Raw genomic sequence first — 8,374 nt, forward strand, 5'->3', positions numbered from 1 at the left:
TCTTGCGCGCAAGCGCAAGGGTGTGCGCCGGTGCGTCACCCATGCCCTGTTCAGGAATTCAGGCGGTAGATCAGCAGCAGGCCGCGCAGGGTGAGGTCGTCGTCGACCTCATCGATCGTCTCGGACTCTTCGCACACGAGCCGCGCGAGCCCACCCGTGGCGATCACCGCGACGTCGCCGCCCAGCTCCGCCGTCTGTCGGCGCACCAGCGCGTCCACCATGCCGACGTAGCCGAAGTAGATTCCCGCCTGGATGCTCTGCGTGGTGTTCTTGCCGATCACCGTTTTCGGATTCGCGAACTGCACGCTCGGGAGCTTCGACGTCTGAGAGAAGAGCGCGTTCATCGAAATGCCGATGCCCGGCGCGATGGCCCCCCCCAGGTATTCGCCCTTGGCCGAGACCGCGTCGAAGGTCGTCGCCGTGCCGAAATCGACCACGACCAGCGCCCGTCGATATTTCTGGTACGCGGCGACGGCGTTGACGATGCGGTCCGCGCCCACCTCGCGCGGGTTGTCGTACAGGATCGGCATGCCGGTCTTGACGCCGGGCCCGACGAAGAGAGCGGGGATTCGAAAGTAGCTCTCCGAGAGTTGCCGAAAAGTGCTTTCGAGCGACGGCACGACGCACGAGACGATGACGCCGTCGATGTCGCCGACCTCGAGACCGCGGTGCTCGAACAGCTCGCTCACGAGAATGCCGTACTCGTCCGCCGTCTGGTCGCGGCGGGTTGAAAGACGCCACGACGCGATCAGATCGTCGTCGCGGTATACGCCGAAGACGATGTTGGTGTTGCCGATATCGATGACGAAAAGGGACATCACTCCACCCGCCAGGACACGACATCGCCGGAGTAAATCGCCCGCGATCCCGTATCGGTTTGAACGATCAGCGCGCCGTCGGCGGCCAGATCGACCGCACGCCCCTCGACGATCTCCGCGCTGTCGAGTCGAACCCGGTAACGCACTCCAGGCAGCGCAGCCCGGTCTCTCCAGTCGGCGACGATCCGTCCGACGTCCGCCGCGAGGTGGTTATATCGGCTCAGGAGTTCACGGTAAAGCCGCGCGACGACGACGTTTCGGTCGAACGTGCGACCGGTCGCGATCGCAAGCGAAGTCGCCGATTCGCGAAGCTCCGGCCCCAAGTCATCATGGGTCGCGTTGACGTTGAGCCCGATGCCCACCACGACGCGGGATGCATCCGGCGCAAAGACGGATTCGCATAGGATTCCGCACAGCTTGCGACCGCCGAGGAACACGTCGTTGGGCCATTTGAGAAACGGACGGACGCCCGCGAGCGACTCGGCGGCATCGGCCACGGCGAGCCCCGCCGCGTACACCAGCATGCCCGCGGGGCTCGGCGGCGCATCGACGAGAATGGATGCGTACACGTTTTGCCCCGGCGGCGAGACCCACGCGCGTTCGCGCCGCCCGCGCCCGCCGGACTGGGAGTCGGCGACGACGAGATCGCCGCGGCCGGCGTCGCCCGCGCGAGCGCGCTCGGCCATCCAGCGGTTGGTGGAATCGACGCACTCGAGCACGGTCACGTGGTGACGGACCGCGACCGCGTCATCCGCGAGCTGCGCCGCGATGGCCTCGGCGCAAAGCGCGTTCATGCGCGAACGATCTTGAAGTTTATGTCGGCCGCGACGACGGAGTGCGTGAGCGCGCCGATGGAGATGAGATCGACGCCGCTTCGGGCCACAGAGCGCACGTTTGCGAGCGTGACGTTGCCGCTGGCTTCGGTGAGCACGCGGCCGTCGACGCGGCGCACGCACGCCGCCAGTTCATCCGGCGTCATATTGTCGAGCAACAGCCGCGTCGCGCCCGCATCGATTGCGGGGTCGATCTCGTCGAGTCGCCGGATCTCGACGATCACCGGCGCGCCCGCGGCCGCGACGGACGCCCGCGATACCGCGCGACCGATGTCGCCCACGGCATCGAGATGATTGTCTTTGATGAGCACCGCGTCGAACAGCCCGAATCGGTGATTCACCCCGCCGCCGCAGGCCACCGCGTATTTCTGCGCGTTTCGCCACAGCGGAATCGTCTTGCGCGTGTCGGTGATTCGGGCACGAGTCCCTGCCACGGCGTTTACGTATGCGGCGGTCGCGGTGGCGATGCCGGAGAGGTGCTGGAGCAGATTCAGTGCGAGGCGCTCGGCCGCCAGCAGCGCACGCATCGGTCCCTCGGCCCGCGCGAATTCGTCGCCGGTCGCCGCGCGACCGCCGTCGGGCACGAGTTGTGTCCACGCGCACTCGCCGCCGATCTCCTCGAATACGGCCCGGGCATATGGCGAACCCGCGACGACGAGAGGCGTCTTCGCGCGAAATGTCCCCACGGCGCGAAGCCCGGCCTCGATGGTGCTCGTCGTGGTGATGTCGCCCGTTCCGAGATCTTCGGCGATGGCTTCGCGGATCCGGCGGCGTTCGTCGGGCGTGAGTTCGTGCAACCTGAGTTCGTGCAATTTCAGTTCGTGCGGCATGGGCTTCAACGGATCAGGACTTGCCCATCTCCTTGCGGACGGCCTCGACGATCTGCGGCATCAGGCGCTTCAGCTCCTGCTGCACTGACGTCACGATGACTTTTTTGATCTGCGTACGCGCGGCTTCGGTGAGCTTCTGGTCGAGCATGCGCGCGGCGAGTTCCTCCAGGCGCGCTTGCGGAATGCCGACCCCCGCGTCGAGCCCGCCGACCGGAGTCGCATCTTCGCCGAACGAGACTTTGGGTAACGACGCACCGTCGGCCGTCCCGAATCCGTGCTCGAAGACAACGCCGTCGTGACGGTCGAACCCGCTCGGAGCGTCGATCGGCCCCCTCGGCGCACCGGTTACGAACGGATCTCGATCGAGCTGCGGCGTTCCACGCTCGACTTCGAATCCGGTGCTAGCGGGTTCCGAGGGACGAAGACCGAGTTCGATCGTCGTCTCGCCGGTGGCCGCGCGCGACGAGAGCGACTCGTGCTTGTCGATGAGTTGGCGCAGCTTGTTGCCCAGCACCGCGACCGGCGAAGGCCACTTGAGAATGTCGTCCACGCCCGCGTCGCGAATGAGCGCCATTTCGGGCGGATTGTCGGCATAAGTGAGCAGCAAAAAGACCATCGAGCTCTGGCCGAGATCGAGCTTCAGTTTGCGCGTGAGTTCGATATAGGCGTCGATATCGACGCGCCCGTCGCACACGATCAGCGCCGGTTCCTGCTGGCCGAGGGCCGCGAGGGCTTCGCGCGCATTCTTGAGGTGCCAGATCTTGAACCACCCGCTGTCGAGCGCGCTCTCGATGCTTTTCACAAGCTGAAGATCTCGAGTGACCACCATCACGAATTGCATGTCGTGTTCCCCCGTTCGGCGACGCATTTCCGCGCGCGGCGCCGTGCGGATATGAATGATTTCCCGACTCAAACGGACATCGGCGCCGATCTGTCTCGACGCCGATGCGGATTTTCAATCGTTCGCGGGACGAATCTTTCCCGTCGGGATCAGGCGCAACCGCACCCGCCGCCGCGGAAGGTCTCGTCCAGAATCTCCTCGATGTCGCCCGGCTTGCCGATCGGATGATCGTCGCAGGTGTCCTCTTCCTCGTTGCACTCGAGGTTCTCCGGCTCGCAGGGATCGCCCGAGCTCACGCACTCATCCGCGTCTTCATCGCACGATTCGTCGCCGTTGCAGAACAGGCCGTCGTCGCCGCAATCCGGCTCTTCGTGATGCTGACACGAATCCGAAAGCTCGTCGCAATACTCTTCGCCGTTGCACCACTGGCCGTCGTCGAGGCACGCGGGCGGGTTCTGGTGCTTGCACTCGTCCGCCGCCGTGTCGCAGAACTCCTCGCCGTTGCACCACAGTTCGTCATCGGGGCACAGTTCGCTGGTGTCGCCCTCGATGCACAGGGCGTCCACGCACGTCTCCTCGCCGTTGCAAAAAACGCCGTCGTCGCACTCTTCGTCGGATTCGCAAGAGACGGTGCTCACGTCGTCGATGATCCAGTAGTTGCCGAAACCCGCATACGGTCCGATGATCTTGACGAACTCCATGTCCTCGGACTCGACGGTGAGCGTGCCCATCGTGTCGACGTCGAGGCTCGGGTCGCCGGTCGCCTCGTCCACCGCGATACCGAGGTTGTTGTAGGCCACCAGGCGAATTGTGTCGGCCGACGAATAGCGCATGCCGAAGAAGGTCGCGCCGAGCGGGAAGTTGATGCGCCCCTCGTGCTGATTCGGCCCGAGCCATGCGAAGAAGTTTCCGAACGAGTAGTACGGACCGTCGGGGTACGGGCCCCAGTAATCGCCCGTGCGCCAGTCGCCGTAGATCCAGTTGGCGCCGCCGGTCATCACGAAAACAATCCCGGGTTCGGGGCTTTGCACGGTGAGTCCGTCGCCGCCGTCCTCGAAATCGTAGCTGCCGGCCAGCGCGATCGAAGCCGTCAGCACGGCCGTCAAGACGAGCGCGAATGCCGCGCCACGCACACCCATTACGCGATTCGATTTCATGTCATCGCCTCGTAAAATTCAAACGTCAGCACGTGGGACCGACCAGGTTTGGAGTCGACTGGAAGCAGTACGAGTCCATCGAGGGAATCGGCGCGACCGACCAGTTCGTGCCGTCGTATTCCGCCTCGAACACGTGCCAGACGGTCGCGGGCGTATTGGGCGGCATCGTGAACGTCAACTGATCGCACGATCCGCCGGAGTTGCCCGTGAATACCTCGACGCGAAGCCCCTGCGAGTTCGACATCGCCTGCGAAAAGCCCGAACCCAAGTTCGAGTAGTCGTGCACGAGGAAGCTGTAAGGGGTGAACGAGACCGGGTCGTCGAAGGACCCGACCGTCGTCGTCTCGGGACCGAACGACGTCACGTCGTCGAGATCGAGGTCGAACGACGATGTGCAACCGTGGGTGCTTTTGGTGCTGAAGTAGAGATGGAACGGATTCTGGGACTCGCAGCCGTCATGCGGCGCCCACAGGTGCGAATCGAGATCGGCCGGCGTCGCGCCCCAGGAGAGCACAATGCGCATCTGGCCCTGCGTCAGTGCCGTCGTCATCGTGCCGTTCTGCGATCCGGTATTGCGCGCGCCCAGCACGTAAACCGAAAACGCCGTATCGCATCGGTTGAGCGCCGTCACGTAGGCCGTGTAAACGCCAGCTTCCAGCGAGATCGTGAACTGCCCGCTCGCATTCGTGGTCGTCGAGCCGACGACCGCCTCGGTGTCCGGCGCGTTGATGCCCGCACGGAAATCGAGCGCCGCGCCGCCGATCGCAAAACCCGTCAGAGCATCTTTGATGATGCCCGAAACCGAGCCGAGCACGACGAGCGGCTTGGGCACGAGCCAAACATTGGCGAGCTGTGTCGTGCCGTTTTCGAAGACCCGCGTCCAGAGCTGCGTGTCCTGGTGCGTCGGGTGCGTGACGTCAATGATGTATTCGAGCTCGTTGACCTGCGCGAAGTTGAATGCGCCGTCCGGACCCGTCGTGATGACCGTCGGGTCGGCGGGTGTTCCATCCAAAAACAGCAGGCGGACTTCGGCGCCTTCGACCGGGCTCATGTTGCGCGGATCGACCACGACGCCCTCGACGTCGCCGGCGCGGGTTTCGGCCACGGGCGAGACGGGATCGAAGATGTCGGCGCCGACCACATCGGCGGGCGCAGCCGCATCGTCATTTGACGAGGGTTCGCCGAGCTGCCCGGCTTTTGCCGAAGCATCGCCATCGCTCGAATCGTCCCCCGCGACGCACGAAACCGCCGCCACGGCCAGAACGAACACCACAATCCATTCCCATCGCTTGGGCATCGCCAATCCCTCCGGCAAACCGTTCCGCGCAAGGCGCGAAGGAAACGAACGCGAAACACTCCGGCGCTTGACGCGAGCCAACAGGCACACGTGCACCGCGTCGAATCATGAACGCGACAAAATCCTATATGCCACAAGGGGTTGTGATTGTCCACAAACGCCCCCTTCCGATTCCGGCCTCACCCTTATTTCGGTGTCGGGATTCCCGTGCCGGGCCCGGTGAGCGGCACGAAACGCACCGGCAGCAGCGTCTCGCGCTTCAGCTCGCCGCCGACTTTGGTGAGGCGCAGCAATTCCTGCGCTTCAGGGTTCGGCCCGACGGGCAGCACCAAACGTCCGCCCTCGGCGAGCTGATCCGCGAGCGGCTTGGGGATCTCGGGCGGCGCGGCGGTGACGAGAATCGCGTCGAAGGGCGCGCGCTCTTTCCACCCCTGATATCCATCGCCGCAACGCACTTCGACCTTTGTGTATCCGAGGGTTCCCAGCGTGGTTCGCGCGCGGTCGGCGAGGTCGCAGATGATCTCGATCGTGAAAACGCGGTCGGTGATCTCGGCGAGTACCGCCGCCTGATAGCCTGAGCCGGTGCCGATCTCGAGCACCTTATCGCCTCGCTTCACGCGCGCGGCCTCGGTCATGAACGCGACGATGTAGGGCTGGCTGATTGTCTGCTCGCTCCCAATGGCCAGCGGCATGTCGTCGTAGGCCGCGCCGGCCACGTTAGCGGGCACAAAACGGTGACGCGGCACCTTTCGCATCGCGGCGAGGACCAGCGGGTCTTTCACGCCCCGCGCCTCGACCTGCGTTCGCACCATGCGGTCGCGGTTGACCTGATCGTCGGTCCTGGTCTGGGCGAACGCCGTCCACACCGCGAGCACGACGACGGTCACACCGACGATAAGGCCGATCTCACGGATCTCCATGAACGTGATTTTCCTCCCGCCCGCGCCACGACGCAAGCGGAACATGCTCGGGCCTCTCCCCCGCATGGACAGTCCCCGCCCGGGTTGCTAAAACGAGGGCCCGGGTCCGCATGAAACACGACGCGGAATAAACATGAAACACCACCGCGAAGAACTCTGGTTCCACATCCCCGATCGCCGGGGACTCGAAAACATCACGGACCGCGTCCAGGCGGCGATCACGAAAAGCGGCGTGATAAACGGCCTGTGCCTCGTCAACGCGATGCACATCACCGCGAGCGTCTTTATTAACGACGACGAGTCCGGTCTGCACCGGGACTACGACGAGTGGCTGGAGCGCATCGCACCGCACGCGCCGACCGACCGTTATCGCCACAACCGCACGGGCGAGGACAACGCCGACGCGCACCTGAAGCGGCAGATCATGGGCCGCGAGGTCGTCGTGGCGATCACCGACGGCGTGCTCGATTTCGGCCCGTGGGAGCAGATCTTTTATTTCGAATTCGACGGGCGACGGAAAAAACGCGCCCTCATCAAGATCATCGGAGAATGACCGGAGGCGGCGATGAGCCGGCTGAACCGTATCGAACTGTTTCACGTCAACATTCCCCTCGCCACGCCGTTTTATCCGTCGTGGATTCCCGGCTATCCGCAGACGCACAATCGCTTCACGCTGATTCACCTGACGACGGACGACGGGCACATCGGCGTCGCGGCGGGGATGGCGTTTACCACTGAGCGCGCGGGGCTTGGCGATTTGCTCGGCGGCTTCCTGCTGGGTATCGACCCGCTCGACATCGCCACGGTGCGCCAGCGGATCAAGGAAGCGGGGTATCTGGGCTGGCGAAACTGGTGGATCGAACCCGCGTTCTGGGATCTGAAGGGCAAGATCGAGGGCAAGCCGGTCTATCAACTCCTCAAGCCCGGTGCGCCCACCGTCGAGCGCATCCCCTGCTACGCGTCGTCGGGCGAAATCCGGTCCTTCGAGCGACGCAAACCCTGGCTCGACGACATCCGCCGCAAGGGCTTTCGCGCGCTCAAGCTGCGCGTGCATTCGTTCGACGAGAACGAGGACTTCGAGATCCTGCGCCGCGTGCGCGCGGAAGTGGGAGCCGAGTTCACGATCGCCGTGGACGCGAATCAGGGTTGGCTCGTCTCGCTCGTCGATCCCGCGCCGGTGTGGGACTTGGAGCGCGCGACGCGCTTCGGCCGCGTGTGCGACGAACTCGGCATCGCCTGGATCGAGGAGCCGCTCGACATGCACGACTTCGACGGCTACGCCGAGCTGCGCCGCCGCGTCAAAACGCCGATCGCCGGCGGCGAGCTTGTCACGAGTCGTCAGGAGATGCGCGCGGCGCTCGATCACGGCGCGTTCGACATCTTCCAGCCGGACGCCACCTTCGCGGGCGGGCTCGAGGACGGTCGGTGGATCATCGATGAATGCCACGCGCGGGGACTGCGTTACTCGCCGCACACGTGGACGAACGGCGTGGGGTTTCTCGAGAATCTCCAGCTTAAAGCGATGTGCGGAGTCGACCTGCCGCTCGAGTATCCCTACGAACCCCCGGGTTGGGTGCCCGAGGCGCGCGACGGAATCCTGCGTCGGCCGATCGAGGTGGACGCGGCGGGGACGGTCGCGGTGCCGCAGTCGCCGGGCCTCGGCATCGAGATCGACGAA

At 64.8% G+C, this 8,374-nt stretch carries 9 protein-coding genes; 2 read left to right on the forward strand and 7 right to left on the reverse strand.

Going from position 1 to position 8,374, the window contains the following annotated elements; genetic code table 11:
• Positions 1-50: 50 nt before the first annotated feature.
• From IT350_21005 to IT350_21035, 7 genes are all read right to left on the reverse strand, one after another.
• On the reverse strand, positions 51-818 hold the full coding sequence (locus tag IT350_21005) for a type III pantothenate kinase (protein MCC6160541.1): 768 nt from the start codon (positions 816-818) through the stop codon (positions 51-53).
• Positions 818-1,612, reverse strand: coding sequence for a biotin--[acetyl-CoA-carboxylase] ligase (locus IT350_21010; GenBank protein ID MCC6160542.1), 795 nt, complete (start codon positions 1,610-1,612; stop codon positions 818-820). The genes IT350_21005 and IT350_21010 overlap by 1 nt, the downstream gene beginning before the upstream one ends.
• A complete protein-coding gene (nadC, locus tag IT350_21015) occupies positions 1,609-2,481 on the reverse strand; it encodes a carboxylating nicotinate-nucleotide diphosphorylase (GenBank protein MCC6160543.1) in 873 nt (290 codons plus the stop codon). The genes IT350_21010 and nadC overlap by 4 nt, the downstream gene beginning before the upstream one ends.
• A gap of 13 nt (positions 2,482-2,494) precedes the next feature.
• The gene (locus IT350_21020) at positions 2,495-3,322 is read right to left on the reverse strand and encodes a hypothetical protein (GenBank protein ID MCC6160544.1); all 828 of its coding nucleotides are present in this window, start codon (positions 3,320-3,322) and stop codon (positions 2,495-2,497) included.
• 149 nt (positions 3,323-3,471) lie between these two features.
• Positions 3,472-4,479: a hypothetical protein gene (locus IT350_21025; protein ID MCC6160545.1), complete on the reverse strand. Its 1,008-nt coding sequence runs from the start codon at positions 4,477-4,479 to the stop codon at positions 3,472-3,474.
• Positions 4,480-4,504: 25 nt separating this feature from the next.
• Positions 4,505-5,776, reverse strand: a complete 1,272-nt coding sequence (locus IT350_21030) for a hypothetical protein (GenBank protein ID MCC6160546.1) — start codon at positions 5,774-5,776, stop codon at positions 4,505-4,507.
• 185 nt (positions 5,777-5,961) lie between these two features.
• Complete coding sequence (locus tag IT350_21035) at positions 5,962-6,696, reverse strand: protein-L-isoaspartate(D-aspartate) O-methyltransferase (GenBank protein ID MCC6160547.1); 735 nt, start codon at positions 6,694-6,696, stop codon at positions 5,962-5,964.
• A gap of 133 nt (positions 6,697-6,829) precedes the next feature.
• On the opposite strand from IT350_21035, the gene IT350_21040 reads away from it, so the two are divergent.
• Positions 6,830-7,249, forward strand: coding sequence for a YjbQ family protein (locus IT350_21040; GenBank protein ID MCC6160548.1), 420 nt, complete (start codon positions 6,830-6,832; stop codon positions 7,247-7,249).
• Positions 7,250-7,261: 12 nt separating this feature from the next.
• Positions 7,262-8,374 (forward strand): mandelate racemase/muconate lactonizing enzyme family protein (locus IT350_21045; GenBank protein ID MCC6160549.1); only part of this gene is annotated, 1,113 nt, incomplete at its 3' end.

It is taken from the genome of Deltaproteobacteria bacterium, from assembly GCA_020845895.1.
Taxonomy (GTDB): Bacteria; Lernaellota; Lernaellaia; order JACKCT01; family JACKCT01; genus JADLEX01.

Coding starts and splice junctions, on each gene's coding strand:
- IT350_21005 (MCC6160541.1), bottom strand. CDS start 818: ATGTCCCTTTTCGTCATCGATATCGGCAACACCAACATCGTCTTCGGC.
- IT350_21010 (MCC6160542.1), bottom strand. CDS start 1,612: ATGAACGCGCTTTGCGCCGAGGCCATCGCGGCGCAGCTCGCGGATGAC.
- nadC (MCC6160543.1), bottom strand. CDS start 2,481: ATGCCGCACGAACTGAAATTGCACGAACTCAGGTTGCACGAACTCACG.
- IT350_21020 (MCC6160544.1), bottom strand. CDS start 3,322: ATGCAATTCGTGATGGTGGTCACTCGAGATCTTCAGCTTGTGAAAAGC.
- IT350_21025 (MCC6160545.1), bottom strand. CDS start 4,479: ATGAAATCGAATCGCGTAATGGGTGTGCGTGGCGCGGCATTCGCGCTC.
- IT350_21030 (MCC6160546.1), bottom strand. CDS start 5,776: ATGCCCAAGCGATGGGAATGGATTGTGGTGTTCGTTCTGGCCGTGGCG.
- IT350_21035 (MCC6160547.1), bottom strand. CDS start 6,696: ATGGAGATCCGTGAGATCGGCCTTATCGTCGGTGTGACCGTCGTCGTG.
- IT350_21040 (MCC6160548.1), top strand. CDS start 6,830: ATGAAACACCACCGCGAAGAACTCTGGTTCCACATCCCCGATCGCCGG.